General features: G+C 39.6%; 16 protein-coding genes. 9 read left to right on the plus strand and 7 right to left on the minus strand.

All coding sequences use genetic code 11. The annotated features are described in order from the left end of the window. Positions 1-3: 3 nt before the first annotated feature. Positions 4-1,356, plus strand: coding sequence for a tRNA lysidine(34) synthetase TilS (tilS, locus tag PR709_RS17560; protein WP_040132400.1), 1,353 nt, complete (start codon positions 4-6; stop codon positions 1,354-1,356). Between the two features lie 71 nt (positions 1,357-1,427). Here the strand turns inward: tilS and rof are convergent, their stop codons facing one another. Beyond that, positions 1,428-1,691 (minus strand): Rho-binding antiterminator, encoded by a 264-nt coding sequence (rof, locus tag PR709_RS17565; RefSeq protein ID WP_004916733.1) that lies wholly within the window; start codon positions 1,689-1,691, stop codon positions 1,428-1,430. A 272-nt stretch (positions 1,692-1,963) separates the two neighbouring features. Here rof and nlpE point away from each other — a divergent pair, with 272 nt between their 5' ends. From nlpE to chbG, 7 genes are all read left to right on the plus strand, one after another. Beyond that, positions 1,964-2,620, plus strand: a complete 657-nt coding sequence (gene nlpE, locus PR709_RS17570) for an envelope stress response activation lipoprotein NlpE (RefSeq protein WP_004916731.1) — start codon at positions 1,964-1,966, stop codon at positions 2,618-2,620. 366 nt (positions 2,621-2,986) lie between these two features. After that, a complete protein-coding gene (locus tag PR709_RS17575; RefSeq protein ID WP_036944146.1) occupies positions 2,987-3,304 on the plus strand; it encodes a PTS sugar transporter subunit IIB in 318 nt (105 codons plus the stop codon). A gap of 99 nt (positions 3,305-3,403) precedes the next feature. After that, entirely contained in the window at positions 3,404-4,762 is a 1,359-nt protein-coding gene (gene chbC / locus PR709_RS17580) for a PTS N,N'-diacetylchitobiose transporter subunit IIC (protein ID WP_004916725.1), read from the plus strand. A gap of 33 nt (positions 4,763-4,795) precedes the next feature. Beyond that, entirely contained in the window at positions 4,796-5,137 is a 342-nt protein-coding gene (gene chbA / locus PR709_RS17585) for a PTS N,N'-diacetylchitobiose transporter subunit IIA (RefSeq protein ID WP_004916722.1), read from the plus strand. 15 nt (positions 5,138-5,152) lie between these two features. Continuing rightward, a complete protein-coding gene (gene chbR / locus PR709_RS17590; protein WP_014657692.1) occupies positions 5,153-6,004 on the plus strand; it encodes a transcriptional regulator ChbR in 852 nt (283 codons plus the stop codon). Positions 6,005-6,060: 56 nt separating this feature from the next. Continuing rightward, a complete protein-coding gene (locus tag PR709_RS17595) occupies positions 6,061-7,449 on the plus strand; it encodes a 6-phospho-beta-glucosidase (protein WP_154598844.1) in 1,389 nt (462 codons plus the stop codon). Further along, positions 7,446-8,201 carry a chitin disaccharide deacetylase gene (gene chbG, locus PR709_RS17600; protein WP_272571056.1) on the plus strand — a complete coding sequence of 252 codons (756 nt, stop codon included), beginning with the start codon at positions 7,446-7,448 and terminating at the stop codon, positions 8,199-8,201. Before PR709_RS17595 ends, chbG begins: the two co-directional genes overlap by 4 nt. A gap of 40 nt (positions 8,202-8,241) precedes the next feature. Here the strand turns inward: chbG and proS are convergent, their stop codons facing one another. The 6 genes from proS to metN all read right to left on the minus strand — a co-directional run bounded on the left by proS (position 8,242) and on the right by metN (position 13,928). Beyond that, complete coding sequence (gene proS / locus PR709_RS17605; RefSeq protein ID WP_004916715.1) at positions 8,242-9,969, minus strand: proline--tRNA ligase; 1,728 nt, start codon at positions 9,967-9,969, stop codon at positions 8,242-8,244. A gap of 121 nt (positions 9,970-10,090) precedes the next feature. Continuing rightward, positions 10,091-10,813: a tRNA (N6-threonylcarbamoyladenosine(37)-N6)-methyltransferase TrmO gene (gene tsaA, locus PR709_RS17610; RefSeq protein ID WP_004916712.1), complete on the minus strand. Its 723-nt coding sequence runs from the start codon at positions 10,811-10,813 to the stop codon at positions 10,091-10,093. A 7-nt stretch (positions 10,814-10,820) separates the two neighbouring features. Then, positions 10,821-11,225 carry an Rcs stress response system protein RcsF gene (rcsF, locus tag PR709_RS17615; protein ID WP_004916709.1) on the minus strand — a complete coding sequence of 135 codons (405 nt, stop codon included), beginning with the start codon at positions 11,223-11,225 and terminating at the stop codon, positions 10,821-10,823. Between the two features lie 141 nt (positions 11,226-11,366). After that, entirely contained in the window at positions 11,367-12,188 is an 822-nt protein-coding gene (locus tag PR709_RS17620; protein ID WP_004916705.1) for a MetQ/NlpA family lipoprotein, read from the minus strand. A gap of 62 nt (positions 12,189-12,250) precedes the next feature. After that, entirely contained in the window at positions 12,251-12,904 is a 654-nt protein-coding gene (gene metI / locus PR709_RS17625; protein WP_004916702.1) for a methionine ABC transporter permease MetI, read from the minus strand. Then, entirely contained in the window at positions 12,897-13,928 is a 1,032-nt protein-coding gene (gene metN / locus PR709_RS17630) for a methionine ABC transporter ATP-binding protein MetN (RefSeq protein ID WP_004916698.1), read from the minus strand. Before metN ends, metI begins: the two co-directional genes overlap by 8 nt. Before the next feature lie 170 nt (positions 13,929-14,098). Between metN and gmhB the strand changes: the two genes are divergently transcribed. Further along, complete coding sequence (gene gmhB, locus PR709_RS17635; protein ID WP_004916695.1) at positions 14,099-14,665, plus strand: D-glycero-beta-D-manno-heptose 1,7-bisphosphate 7-phosphatase; 567 nt, start codon at positions 14,099-14,101, stop codon at positions 14,663-14,665. Positions 14,666-14,714 lie beyond the last annotated feature (49 nt).

Below are 14,714 nucleotides of genomic sequence, written 5' to 3' on the forward strand. Positions count from 1 at the left end.
TTCATGGCGCTACAGCCGCAAGCAATTATAGAGCAGGTGCTCAACAAAATAGGTCATTTTCGAAAAATACTGGTGGGATTTAGCGGGGGCGTTGATTCAACCGTATTGCTGCATGCACTTTACCAAATCAAAAAATATCAGCTTCCCTCGTTAGAGATCCGGGCTATTCACATTCATCATGGGCTTAACGTTAGGGCCGACGATTGGGAAGCTCACTGCCAACACTTGTGTGAACAGTGGCATATTCCCTTTGTCTGCACGCATGTTACAGTTGATCCTTCAAGTCGTGGTATTGAAGCGGCTGCTCGTGAGGCGCGTTATCAGGCTTACCGAAACGAGTTGGCAGAGGGGGAAATCATAGCCACCGCTCAGCACCTTGATGACCAAGCAGAAACCTTTATGTTGGCATTAAAGCGTGGCAGTGGACCTGCTGGGCTTTCGTCAATGCCCGAATTGTCACCATTTTATGCAGAAAAAGGGGAAACGTGGTTACTACGTCCGTTATTAGCAATATCTCGCGGCGATCTGGAAAATTATGCACGTGAATATCCGTTAACGTGGGTTGAAGATGACAGTAATCAAGACGATCGTTATGATCGCAATTTCCTTCGGATACATATTATGCCGACTTTAACTGAGCGTTGGCCTCATTTTGCCGCCGCAGTTTCGCGTAGTGCATCCTTATGTGCTGAACAGGAATCGCTGCTTGATGAGCTATTACAAGATGCGCTGGACGAAATGATGGATTATCGCGGTGGTCTATTTATTGATAACTTGCATGATTGCAGCCCAGCGAAACGTAACGCGCTACTTAGGCGTTGGGTTGGTCTACACCGCTTGCCAATGCCACCTTACCATCAACTACAACGCATTTGGCAAGAAGTGGCGCTAGCCCGTCAGGATGCTGAGCCGATTTGTCAGTTAGGCCATGTCGATATTCGTCGATACCAAGGCGCATTATGGATTGTACGTCGTATCAACCCGTTATTAGGGCAACAATTTTGCTGGGATTATCCCCAACCTTTTATTTTGCCTGAAGGATTAGGGCGACTTGAGGTTATTGCCGATGAAGGGCAAATTCGCCCGCCTCTGCCAACAGAAAAAGTGACTGTTCGTTTTGGCTTACAAGGCACACTGAACATTGTGGGTAGGACGCATTCAAGAAGTAGCAAAAAAATCTGGCAAGAGCTTGGTATCTCTCCTTGGATGCGAGAAAGAACCCCACTAGTTTATTATGATGAACAATTAATTACCGCCATTGGGTGCTTTATCACTCCTGAAGGCCTCGTTGCAGATGAGGAAATTGGGGTTGCCTTCCATTGGGATAAGTTCGATGAATATCAAATAGAGGTGTAAATAAAATAGAGAGCCCCTTATGACAGTGACCATTCATAAGGGGCGTAGAGGGGCTCAATGGAGTATGAGCTTTAGTGAGAGCAATCGACAACGATAGTGCCGATCTCAGGATGACTGAAGGTGTTGATATGATCCAAACGAAGCTCTTTTGTTCCATCTTGAGTCTCTAAGATTAGGTACTCAACTTTTTTACGCAAGAGCAAGTCGCTGGCCTTCCCCTCAATGATTTCGCCGCCATGAAGTTTAATTTCCAGTTTCAATTGGCGTTGGCACGCGATTTCAAGATATTCGTAATCATCACAATTGATAGGTTGATATTCAGTATCTGTAGACATATTCCCTCACCACTATGTTAGTGGCGGTTATTGCCGCCTTGACTATTTTTTACCAAGCATCATGTGCTTCATAGGATAATAGCACAGTAATTTTAATAACAATAATCAGCAATAGATGAAAACGTAAATTCATGATTAACGTATGTGGTAAAAAATGAACTAATATCAGTAAAGTCCGAAATATAATAATCTCGCCATTTTTCTCTGCATAAAATGTTATGATTAGATATAGACTAAAAATATAAGAATTGAACTGTTAGGAGATAAAGGTAATGAAAAAGTCACTATTCTTAGCATTAATGGCGACCGGTGTGATGACATTAGTGGGTTGCCAAACAGCCGTTAAACAACCTAGCGTAACTTATATTGATAGAGCATATACAGGCATTTTACCGTGTGCGGATTGTTCTGGAATTGAGGCCACTCTACTGGTTAACCAAGATGGTACATACGTAGAGCAATTAGTATATTTAGGGTCTCGCGATGGTGACCAAACATTTTATGAAACGGGCACATGGGCAAAAGATGGCGATAAATTACGCATGACGAATGCAAATGGTGAGCGCGCGTACTTTGCACCATCGGCAGATGATAAATCAATGGTCTTGCTTGATCAGGAAGGCAACAAAATTCAATCACAACTGAATTATACGCTAACCCAAGTCGCACCAAGCAAAAAAACAGGTGAATACCGCTACTTTGCTGATGCAGCAACATTTACCGAATGTAAAACAGGCCGTACTTATACTGCAACAGGGATAGAGCTTGAGAAAGGTTATAGTGCAACAGGTGTGACAGGTGGAACGCCTGTTTATGCTGAAATTGAAGGTTACTATACGGTAAGGCCATCAATGGAAGACGGTAAATTTGATCCTGCGTTAGTGCAAACAGGTGATATTATGTTTGATAAATCGAGCGCATGTAAATAAATAGATTTAATCTATTATTAAAATAATAAATATCGGCTCAATTTGAGCCGATATTTTTTTTGATAAGTGGATGAAAATAGAAAATTTAAATTATTACTTAATTTATAATAATAAAAATATGATTAATTGATATTTTTTATCAATAATATATTTATATGAAATGTGAAGAACGTCATAACGATTAGTCAATCAGAAACAATTCACTATAACCCTGAAATATTCATTACAAGGGATATTACGTATAATGTCTTCAACTAAAAGCAACTCGCGAATGACGCAAGCTGAATTTAGATAACAAAAAAACGTAAAAATATCTGATGCGAGAGGTAGGTATTTTAAGTGAACGATATGATTGAGAGGATTACTGTGGAAAAGAAGCTTATTTACTTGTTTTGTTCCGCTGGGATGTCAACCTCACTACTTGTCTCTAAAATGAGGCAACAAGCTGAAAAGTATGAGGTTCCCGTTATTATAGAAGCTTTTTCTGAAACGCTTGTCCTCCAAAAAGGGAATGATGCAGATCTCGTTTTACTTGGTCCTCAAATTGCTTGGAAGCATTCCGAAATCCAGCGTTTACTGCCAACTAAAAATGTTGAAGTTATTGATTCGGTTTTATATGGAAAAGTTGATGGCTTAGGTGTTTTAAAAGCAGCGGTCGCATCAATAAAAAATAAATCACGTTAATCAATTATAGTTTGTTACAACTTCAGTTATTTATCTATTTGCTATGGTCGTCTTATGCATACAAACAAGATATGTGATTAAAGTATCTAAGGATATTCTATGGATCATATGCTCTCTTCTCTTGAAAAAGTATTGCTTCCGATCGCATTAAAATTGGGTAATCAACCTCATATCAATGCAATAAAAAATGGTTTTATTAGATTAATGCCATTAGTGTTAATTGGGGCAATGTTTGTTTTGATTAATAACGTTTTTCTGAGTTTTAATGAAGGGTCGTTTTTCTATTCATTAGGTGTTCGTCTATCACCAGAAACAATAGAGTTCATTAATAAGTTTAAAGGCATCGGCGGTAATGTATATAACGGTACATTAGGGATTATGTCTTTAATGACGCCTTTTTTTATTGCTATGGCTCTCGCTGAAGAACGCAAAGTGGACTCTATAGCGGCAGGAATTATTGCGATAGCAGCCTTTGTGGCTGTTACACCATTTGATGTGAATGGAGCCTATGCTATCGGTGCGAATTGGCTAGGTGGCGCAAATATTATTTCAGGTATTATCATTGGCTTAGTTATTGCTGAAGCTTTTACCTTTATTGTCCGCCGTAACTGGGTAATTACATTACCGGATACAGTACCGCCAGCAGTTAGCCGCTCCTTTTCTGCATTAGTGCCAGGTTTCCTGATACTATTAGTGGTAGGGATTATTGCATGGGTGCTAGCAGGGCAAGCGACTCACTTCCATCAATTTATTATGGATACGATCTCAACCCCATTAGCTTCGCTGGGAGGGGTTGTCGGTTGGGCGTATACGATTTTCACCTCACTATTATGGTTCTTTGGTATTCATGGTGCTTTGGCTCTTACAGCACTAGACTCAGGGATTATGACGCCTTGGGCGCTAGAAAATGTCGCGTTATATAATCAATATGGTTCGGTTAATGATGCGATTGAGGCGGGGCAGACATTTCATCTGTGGGCAAAACCTTTATTAGACTCCTATGTTTTCCTTGGTGGAACAGGCGCTACGCTTGGATTAATTATTGCCATATTTATAGCCTCACGGCGAGCAGATTATCGGCAGGTCGCTAAATTAGGGTTACCAGCGGGGATATTTCAAATTAATGAACCAATTATATTTGGGATCCCTGTGATCATGAACCCAATCCTTTTTATTCCATTTATCATTATTCAACCTCTGTTAGCCGCAATCACGGTGATTGCCTATTATGTAGGTATTATTCCGCCGATTACGAATATAGGTCCATGGACTATGCCAACAGGATTAGGCGCATTCTTTAACACAAATGGTAATATTTCTGCTTTATTTTTAGCACTGTTTAATCTTGGTATTTCTGTTCTTGTTTATTTACCTTTCGTTATTATTTCTAATAAGGCGCAAACTATTGCAAATAATACGGAAAGTGAAGAAGAGATCAAAAATGCATTGAAGTTTTAAATATATTAAAAATGAATAATAAATGGGGAAGTTATGATTGACATAGATAGTAATGGAACACTCTCTGCTGACAGTCTGGAAGAAGTAGTGATGGGGTTAATCATTAATTCTGGTAGGGCAAGAAGCCTCGCTTATAAAGCGTTAACTTATGCCAAGGAAGGCAAGTTTGTTGAGGCGATGGAGCTAATGGAAGATTCAAAAGAAGCCTTAACTGAAGCCCATAAAGTGCAGACAAAAATGATAGAGACGGATATGGGGGAAGGCAAAATTAAAGTGAGTTTAATACTTGTTCATGCTCAAGATCACTTAATGAATACGATACTTGCTCGTGAATTGATCACGGAGTTAATCGAAGTCCATAAAAAAATAAATTAAATAAAGGGGATGATGATGCAGCCGACACTAAATGTTAATAACTCAAATATAGAGATTAAAATGGTCTATGAGAATGATATATTTAATGACAAGGATTTCCATGTTGTTATTTATAATAAAACAGAAAGTGCAACAGGGCTGCATCAGCATGATTATTATGAATATACGATTGTCCTAACAGGGCGTTATTATCAAAAAATTAATGGCAGAAAAGTATTGCTTGAACGAGGGAATTTTGTTTTTCTGCCAATTGGCTCTCATCATGAAAGTTTCTATGACTTTGGAGCAACAAGAATTTTAAATGTTGGTATAAGAAAGTCATTCTTCGAAAAATATTTTTCACCCTTATTACCATCATTTTTTGTTGCCTCTCAAGCCTACCCATTAAAAAATGAATTTATGGCTTATATAGAATCAGTGATTGCGTCATTAAACTTTCGTGATAGTGAATTTAATGAGTTTATTGAGGTAGTAACCTTTAATGTGGTCAATAGACTACGTCATTATAGAGAAAGCAAAGTCTATGATGATACGCCACAATGGCTAAAAAACACGATTGAAGAAATGCATGAAATTGCAATGTTTAATGAAAATGCGTTAGAAAATATGGTGACAATAACAGGGAAGTCACAAGAGTATTTAACTCGTGCCACAAAGCGCTATTGCGGAAAAACACCAATGCAAATCATTAATGAAATTAGAATTAATTTTGCTAAAAAACAGCTAGAAATTACAAATTATTCAATCACTGATATTGCATTTGAATCAGGTTACAGTAGCCCTAGTTTATTTGTGAAAAAATTTAAAGAGGCGACATCATTAACACCAAGTGAATATAGAAAAAGCCTACAGTCAAATTTTTATTAAAGATATCCAGTGAAAATGATAGCCAATGTTTATTAATAAAATAGGTAGGTGTTAATATGGTGCATAAATTAAAAGTCGTCACTATTGGTGGTGGAAGCAGTTACACTCCTGAATTAATAGATGGTTTTATTAAACGTTATCATGAACTACCGATTAGTGAACTTTGGCTGGTTGATATTGAAGAAGGAAAAGAAAAACTCGATATCATTTATGAGCTAGGGTTGCGCATGATAAAAAATGCCAATATACCGTTAAAACTCTATAAAACATTAGACCGCAAAGCTGCACTAAAGGATGCTGATTTTGTGACGACACAGCTACGTGTCGGGTTATTAAAAGCGAGAGAGAAAGATGAAGTAATACCATTACAATATGGATACTTAGGGCAAGAAACGAATGGAGTGGGAGGCTTATTTAAAGGGTTACGTACCATTCCGGTAATTTTTGAGATCCTTAAAGATATTGAAGCTCTCTGCCCCCAAGCTTGGGTGATTAATTTTACCAATCCAGCAGGAATGATAACCGAAGCAGTATACCGGCATACGCAATTTAGACGTTTTATAGGCGTTTGTAATATTCCAATTGGCCTGAAAATGTTTATTACGGATGTGCTCGGTTTAACAAAAAAAAATAATTTGTCGATAACGCTTTTTGGTTTAAATCATATGGTATTTGTCAAAGACATTTTTGTCGACGGCGTGTCTCGCTTTGATGAAGTACTTAATGGCATTATTTCGAAAGCTTATAAAGCAAGCTCGGTAAAAAATATTACAGGTTTACCCTTTGATAGTGGGTTATTGAAGGCCTTGAAATTAATTCCATGCTCATACTTACAGTACTATTTTAAGTATAAAGAAATGCTCGCGATTGAAATGGCGGAATTCTATAAAGAAGGCACCAGAGCGCAAGTTGTACAAAAAATTGAAAAAGAGCTTTTTGAATTATACCAAGATCCCGAATTAAAAATTAAACCAAAACAGCTTGAATTGCGGGGGGGAGCTTATTATTCAGATGCCGCCTGTGAAGTGATAAATGCACTGTATAATGACAAGCAGACCGAGCATTATGTGAATATTCCCCATAACGGCCATATTAGTAATATTCCTGCAAATTGGGTTGTCGAAATGACCTGTAAATTAGGGCGTAATGGCGTTACACCGCACGAAAGAGTGACTCAGTTCGATGAAAAAGTTCTCGGCTTAATTTATAGCATCAAAGAATTTGAAATAGCCGCGAGCCAAGCGGCAGTGAGTGGCGATTTTAATGAGCTTTTATTAGCAATGAACTTAAATCCTTTAGTTCATTCAGACAATGATGCTCGGGATATGGCTAAAGCACTTCTTTTAGCCCATAAACATTATTTACCGAATTTTTCTAAGGTAATTAAATATCTTGAAGAAGAGGGGAGTGCGAATAAACCCCATCTTAATGGCATTGCAGTATGACGAGTTTACTTATTGTGAACGCAGATGATTTTGGCTTATGTAAGTCAGTCAATTATGGGATCTTAGAGGCTCATCGAAATGGTATTGTGACATCAACTACGGCCATGGTAAATATGCCTAGTATCCAACATGCGGCACAATTAGCCACAGAGCAGCCATTATTGGCTGTAGGAATGCATTTTGTCCTTACAATGGGGAAACCGTGTTCGCCAATGCCTTCGCTTGTGCGTAACGGTATATTAGGGAAGTGGATATGGGAGATGGAAAAATCAGATCAACTTCCTATAGCCGAAATAGTGCAAGAGCTACACTGCCAATATAATCAGTTTATTGATATTTTTGGTAAACCCCCCAGCCACATTGATAGCCATCATCATGTACATATGATGGCGCCCCTTTATCCTTTAATGGTCGATTTCGCCAATCAAAAAGGGATAGCATTACGGGTTGGTTACCACAATAAAATAAAAAATACTCAAGTACGTACAACAGATGCGTTTTCCGCTGACTTTTATGGGGAGCCAAATAGCATATCAGAGTCGCTTTTTTTAGAAATACTCCATAAGGCAAAGCAACGAGGGGAGTGTTCTCTCGAAATAATGTGCCATCCCGCATTTATTGATAATGAATTATTAAATAGCGGCTATGTGTATTCCCGAGTAAAAGAGTTAGACGTTTTAACGTCAAAAAACTTAAAAGCGGCTATTGCTGAGAAGGGGTTTTTACTTGGTTCGTATTTAGATTTATCATAAATATGCCCAACCTATCAGGTAATAGGTTGGGCAGGAAGGATTAGCGCACAGTATTTGCGAGCTTCTCTTTTAAGAAACTGACAACATTATCAAGACCGATAAGGGCTTTTTCATCATTACGGCGAGCTTTATACTCAACTTGATTATTGTCTAAGTTACGGTCGCCAATAACAATGGTGTATGGAACACCGATAAGCTCCATATCAGCAAACATAACGCCTGGGCGCTCCTTACGGTCATCAAAAATAACGTCAATACCTTGTGCTTTTAAGTCAGCATACAGTTTTTCCGCGACTTCTTTGACTCGATAAGATTTGTGCATATTCATCGGCAGGATCGCAACATGGAATGGCGCAATCGCATCTGGCCAAATGATACCACGCTCATCGTGGCTCTGTTCAATTGCCGCTGCAACAATACGCGTAACACCAATACCATAGCAACCCATGGTTACGATTTGATTATGACCTTCTTCATTTTGTACTGAAGCTTTCATCGCTTCTGAATACTTAGTCCCCAGTTGGAAGATATGCCCTACTTCAATACCACGCTTAATCAGCAATGTGCCTTTGCCGTCTGGGCTTGGATCCCCTTCAACAACATTGCGTAAATCGAACGTTTCAGGTTGTGCTAAATCACGTTCCCAGTTGATACCAAAGTAGTGTTTGCCATCGATATTGGCACCTGCACTAAAGTCACTCATTACGGCAACACTACGGTCAATCACCATTGGCAGAGGCATATTGACAGGGCCTAATGAGCCCGGTGCTGCTTTAACTGCCGCTTTGATTTCTTCTTCAGATGCAAACTCTAATGGGCTAGAGATCCATGGGTGTTTTTCCGCTTTAACTTCGTTTAATTCATGATCGCCACGAATTAATAAGGCAACTAATGTGTGCCCAGACTCTTTTTTAGCTCTAACAATGAGTGTTTTAACGGTTTTTTCGATAGGCAAACCGAATTGCTCCACCAACTCCGCAATAGTTTTTGCGTTTGGTGTATCGACAAGGCGCATTTCTTCTGTTGGCGCTGAACGTGGTGTTAGCGGAGTGATGGCTTCAGCCAGCTCAATATTTGCTGCGAAATCAGAGCCTGTAGAGAATACGATATCGTCTTCACCGCTTTGCGCAAGCACTTGGAATTCGTGAGAAGCACTGCCCCCAATTGAGCCTGTGTCAGCTTGTACAGCACGGAAATCAAAACCGATACGAGTAAAGATTTTGCTGTAGGCTTCATACATTGCATCATAGGTTTCTTGCAATGATTCTTGTGATGTATGGAAAGAGTAAGCATCTTTCATAATAAATTCACGTGAGCGCATGATACCGAAACGTGGGCGCACTTCATCACGGAATTTTGTCTGAATTTGGAATAAATTCAGTGGTAGCTGTTTGTATGAAGTAATTTCATTACGCACTAAATCAGTAATGACTTCTTCATGGGTTGGACCTAAAACGAAAGGGCGCTCGCCACGATCAGCGAAACGCAGTAATTCAGGACCATACTGCTCCCAGCGACCACTCTCTTGCCACAAATCAGCGGGTTGAACAACGGGCAAAGACACTTCAATTGAGCCCGCATTTTCCATTTCTTCACGGACAATGTTTTCGACTTTACGCAGAACACGGACACCAGTCGGTAACCAGTCATAAAGGCCAGATGCAAGTTTACGGATCATTCCTGCACGAAGCATCAATTGGTGACTGATCACTTCGGCATCTGCAGGAGTCTCTTTTAGTGTTGAGAGCAGATATTTGCTAGTACGCATTGTATAGGTTCCATTAGAACAACGGGTGATGGCAAAAATGTTCTTGCCAACTTAATCTAGGCTGCAAAAGCAGCATGATAAAACAGCTAGTCTACCAGCGACCGTGCTTTGCCAAAAGGGGTTAGTCGATTTTTTCATAAGGTTCGATGGCGAACACTTCTGTTATATTATTGAGCACTCTCCAACGCACATTAAAATCGAGTAAATGCACAGCATAGTCACGCTCTTCAGTCATAGCCTGTTTCTTGTAGGCTGGACGTGGATCTTGCATGAGAACTTGCTGTATAAATTGCGCGATCCCAGGGTAGCTTGTTTGGTATTTTAATAAATCTTGCTGAACTTGGGGATGAAAAATCACTTGCATATCATCCGCCGGGGCATCTTGAGCAAAACCAGCCTGCGCTGTAGGGATAGCTTCAGCAAAAGGTAAGTATGGTTTGATATCAATGACTGGAGTGCCATCAACTAAATCTAAACTCCCTAACTCCAAAATAATTTGATTATTATTTTGGCTTATTCCTTTTAATTCAATTAATGACATGCCAATTGGGTTTGGTCTAAAGGTTGAGCGTGTAGCGAAAACGCCCATTTTCTCATTACCACCAAGCCGAGGAGGGCGCACTAGTGGTTTCCACCCCCCTTGCATGGTTTGGTGGAAAACAAATAGTACCCAAATATGGCTGAACTGGTCTAAACCTCTAATCGAATTAGGATCATTATAGGGAGGATGCAAATGCAATCGCCCCGAGCCACCTGGAACAAGTCCAGGTTGGCGTGGGATGGCAAATTTTTCCTTATAGGGGGATTCAATATGCCCAATTACATTACATTCGAACGATTTCATTAGGTATTTATTCGACAATTTTTATCGCACTACCTTCACAAATCGTTGCTTGGTAGCAACCAGGAGAAGCCATTGTTTGGCATTGATGCAATACAACAGCATCGGCGGCGATATACGCTGCTTTGGTTAACATACTTTTCTTCGCAGTATTCAGATTTGCTGGTGGGCTTTGAAGGCTTTCACGACATGATTGACCTGAAACAACACCTAAATCTTTAAATGGCATTCCCAATAGCTCTTCAGGGCTGTTCATGAGTTTTACATTTGTCGTGCTAGGTTTGGTGTCTGTTTTTGGTACTGGTTTTGAAAGCTTCATACTTGTGAAGCCTTTATTTGGACCCTGATGAATGTATTGATTCATTCCACACCCAGCGAGAACAAAAGTTGCTAGGGTGAGCAATAACAATCTCATAAGTTTTTCCTTTTTTAATCTTATAGTCTTATAGGTATTGGGAAAATGATATTTGCTATGTGTTGTCTTTATATAATACAAAAAATACTAGGTGGCACTGACCACCTAGTATATTAATCGCTTTTTTACTAATAAAAAAGATTACCAGCCTTTAACTGCACCACCATCAAAGACTTCATCTGCCTTCTTAGCAACTTCATCTGATTGATATGCTTGAACAAACTTCTTCACATTCTCATTATCTTTATTATCGTCACGAGTCACAATAATGTTGACATAAGGAGAATCTTTATCTTCTACAAATAAACCATCTTTTGCTGGCGTCAGTTTAGGCGTTGCGCTGCTCGCCCAAGTTGTGTTGATGATGGCCAGAGCAATTTTTTTATCATCCAATGCACGTGGCAATTGTGGTGCTTCTAATTCAACAAATTTCAAGTTCTTAGGGTTTTCGACCACATCCAAAGCGGTCGGCATTAAACCAGTACCTTCTTTCAGTTTAATTAAGCCTTGTTTTTCCAGCAGAAGTAGTGAACGACCTAAGTTAGTTGGATCGTTAGGCAACGCAATTTGTGAGCCATCGGCAAGTTCATCAACTGATTTAATTTGTTTAGAGTATGCCGCGATTGGGTAGATAAATGTATTACCTACAGGCACTAATTTATAGTTACGATCTTTAATTTGCTGATCAAGATACGGTTTGTGTTGGAATGCGTTGGCATCAAGATCACCTTTGCTTAAGGTTTCGTTTGGTAGAACAAAGTCATTAAACGCAACCAGTTCGACATTCAAACCATATTTTTCTTTTGCTACTTTTTGTGCAACTTCAGCAACTTCTAGCTCTTTCCCCATAATAACACCGACTTTGATGCTATTGGGATCTTTTTCTTTTTCGCCACAACCCACTAGAACTAATGATCCTAATAGCGCGCCGACAACTGCGATAGATTTCAACTTAATAGACATAGATATACCCCTTAAATGCTTTTCTTTATAGCACCTTAATAACGGCGCTGCTATTTTACGGACTATTTATGTGACACTTTTTTCATTAAGTATTCACCAGTAAATTGAATGGCGAAAACTAAGATGACTAACAGGACAAGTACGGTATTCATCACTAATGGATTATAACTGTAATAACCATACTGCATTGCTATTTGGCCTAGGCCACCTGAACCGACAGCACCGCCCATTGCAGAATACCCAACCAGCATAATTAAGGTGATCGTTGCAGCGTTGATGATCCCAGGTAAAGACTCAGGTAATAGAACCTTTTGAATAATTTGCAGTGGTGTAGCGCCCATAGCTCTGGATGCTTCAATCAAACCACTTGGTACTTCTAATAAGGTATTTTCAACCATACGAGCAATAAAAGGGATTGCACCAACAGTAAGGGGAACAATAGCACCTTCAATGCCGATTGCTGAGCCGACTAAAAACTTGGTAAATGGGCTTATCCAGACTAATAGAATAATAAATGGTATTGAACGGAAAATGTTCACTATAGCCGAGATCACCGCATAAAGAGCCGTATTTTCCATGACTTGCCCTCGGCGAGTCACATAGAGTAGAACCCCTGTAGGTACGCCCATGATAAAACCGAGGATCGCCGAAACGAAAGTCATAATAATAGTATCAATCGTTCCCGATATAAGCAGTGAAATCATTCCATCAGACATAACCCAAAACCTCTACTTTGACATGATGCTCTTTCAAAAATTCAATGGTTGCTTCAACACCGCCATTAACCCCATGTAATTCAGCGAGCATGACGCCAAATTTTACGCCACCGGCATAGTCAATTTGTGAACTTAATATATTGATATCGATGTCAAATTTACGAACAGCCATAGAAATTAGTGGTGCATCAACAGATTGCCCTGTGAATTCTAGCTTCAATAAAGGCGATAAATCTGCTGCTGGTTCATTTTTGAGTCGTTCTTTATAGTCATCAGGAATATCAATGACCAACGTTGATTTAATAAACTCTTGTGCCACAGGCGTTTTAGGATGAGAGAAAACTTCACTCACTTTATCTTGTTCAATCAACTGACCGCCACTAATGACAGCGACTTGGTCACAAATATTCTTCACCACATCCATTTCATGGGTGATTAAGAGAATAGTTAGCCCTAAACGGCGGTTTATATCTTTGAGTAACTCTAAGATGGAGCGTGTTGTCGCAGGATCCAGTGCACTCGTAGCTTCATCACATAATAAAACTTTTGGCGAGTTGGCTAATGCACGCGCGATTGCTACACGCTGCTTTTGCCCTCCCGAAAGATTCGCGGGATAAGCATCTTTTTTCTCTGTTAGGCCAACAAGATCCAGTAATTCGCTAACACGTGCTTTAATTTTATCTTTAGGCGTATTATCTAGCTCAAGTGGCAGTGCCACGTTATCAAATACGTTCCTAGAAGATAGCAAATTAAAATGTTGAAAGATCATGCCAATACCACGACGTGCTCTCGTCAAAGATTTTTCAGGTAAAGCCGTTAAATCTTGACCGTCAACGATAACTTGCCCAGAGGTAGGGCGTTCAAGCATATTTACACAACGGATTAGCGTACTTTTACCCGCGCCAGAAGCACCGATAACACCATAGATCTGTCCAGCAGGAACATGCAGGCTAATATCTGTAAGTGCCTGAATGTTACGGCTTCCTTGCTGGAAAACTTTATTAATATTTGAGAGCTTTATCATTTATTTCTTCTAAGTATATAGGAATCAATTTTTAGATGTCTAAATCTAATATGGTTGGATGTTAAGGCGTCTAGACGTCTAAGTCAACAAGGTTTGGTTTATTTATTCTATTCTCATTTATTTTCTTTTCATGAGATACTTAAAACTCATTTAGTTTGAGGAGTAAATCGGTGAGTAAAGGCATACCAGCAATCTTTTTAGATAGAGACGGTACAATCAATATTGATCACGGCTATGTACACAAAATAGATGACTTTCAATTTATTGAAGGTGCCATTGAAGCCATGGCTGAGTTAAAGAAAATGGGTTACGCGCTTGTCGTAGTGACGAACCAATCAGGCATCGGTAGAGGGATCTATTCTGAAGATAGTTTTATGCAACTGACAGAATGGATGGATTGGTCATTAGCCGACCGCGGTGTTGATCTGGATGGCATCTATTTTTGCCCTCATCACCCAGAAGCTAAAGATAAAGAGTATCGTCAAGATTGCGATTGTCGTAAACCTAAACCCGGCATGCTACTAGATGCTCAATCATTTCTTAATATAGATATGGCATCTTCTATAATGGTGGGAGATAAATTAGCAGACATGCAAGCAGGGAAAGCAGCAAAAGTGGGTACAACTATTCTAGTGAAAAGTGGTGAAGCGGTATCAGAAGAAGCGATTGCGAATGCCGATATGGTGATTGAAAGTATCGCAGAGCTACCAAAAGTAGTAAAAAGTATCAAAAAATAGGCTTTGTGAGTGATATTTGACCAGGTGATAATTTTTTTTCAAAAAACAC

This window comes from Providencia sp. PROV267 (assembly GCF_028477825.1).
Classification (GTDB): domain Bacteria; phylum Pseudomonadota; class Gammaproteobacteria; order Enterobacterales; family Enterobacteriaceae; genus Providencia; species Providencia stuartii.

What these genes read in the sequence shown, in the direction of transcription:
- tilS (WP_040132400.1), top strand. Translation starts at nt 4, where the DNA reads ATGGCGCTACAGCCGCAAGCAATTATAGAGCAGGTGCTCAACAAAATA.
- rof (WP_004916733.1), bottom strand. Translation starts at nt 1,691, where the DNA reads ATGTCTACAGATACTGAATATCAACCTATCAATTGTGATGATTACGAA.
- nlpE (WP_004916731.1), top strand. Translation starts at nt 1,964, where the DNA reads ATGAAAAAGTCACTATTCTTAGCATTAATGGCGACCGGTGTGATGACA.
- chbC (WP_004916725.1), top strand. Translation starts at nt 3,404, where the DNA reads ATGGATCATATGCTCTCTTCTCTTGAAAAAGTATTGCTTCCGATCGCA.
- chbA (WP_004916722.1), top strand. Translation starts at nt 4,796, where the DNA reads ATGATTGACATAGATAGTAATGGAACACTCTCTGCTGACAGTCTGGAA.
- chbR (WP_014657692.1), top strand. Translation starts at nt 5,153, where the DNA reads ATGCAGCCGACACTAAATGTTAATAACTCAAATATAGAGATTAAAATG.
- PR709_RS17595 (WP_154598844.1), top strand. Translation starts at nt 6,061, where the DNA reads ATGGTGCATAAATTAAAAGTCGTCACTATTGGTGGTGGAAGCAGTTAC.
- chbG (WP_272571056.1), top strand. Translation starts at nt 7,446, where the DNA reads ATGACGAGTTTACTTATTGTGAACGCAGATGATTTTGGCTTATGTAAG.
- proS (WP_004916715.1), bottom strand. Translation starts at nt 9,969, where the DNA reads ATGCGTACTAGCAAATATCTGCTCTCAACACTAAAAGAGACTCCTGCA.
- tsaA (WP_004916712.1), bottom strand. Translation starts at nt 10,813, where the DNA reads ATGAAATCGTTCGAATGTAATGTAATTGGGCATATTGAATCCCCCTAT.
- rcsF (WP_004916709.1), bottom strand. Translation starts at nt 11,225, where the DNA reads ATGAGATTGTTATTGCTCACCCTAGCAACTTTTGTTCTCGCTGGGTGT.
- PR709_RS17620 (WP_004916705.1), bottom strand. Translation starts at nt 12,188, where the DNA reads ATGTCTATTAAGTTGAAATCTATCGCAGTTGTCGGCGCGCTATTAGGA.
- metI (WP_004916702.1), bottom strand. Translation starts at nt 12,904, where the DNA reads ATGTCTGATGGAATGATTTCACTGCTTATATCGGGAACGATTGATACT.
- metN (WP_004916698.1), bottom strand. Translation starts at nt 13,928, where the DNA reads ATGATAAAGCTCTCAAATATTAATAAAGTTTTCCAGCAAGGAAGCCGT.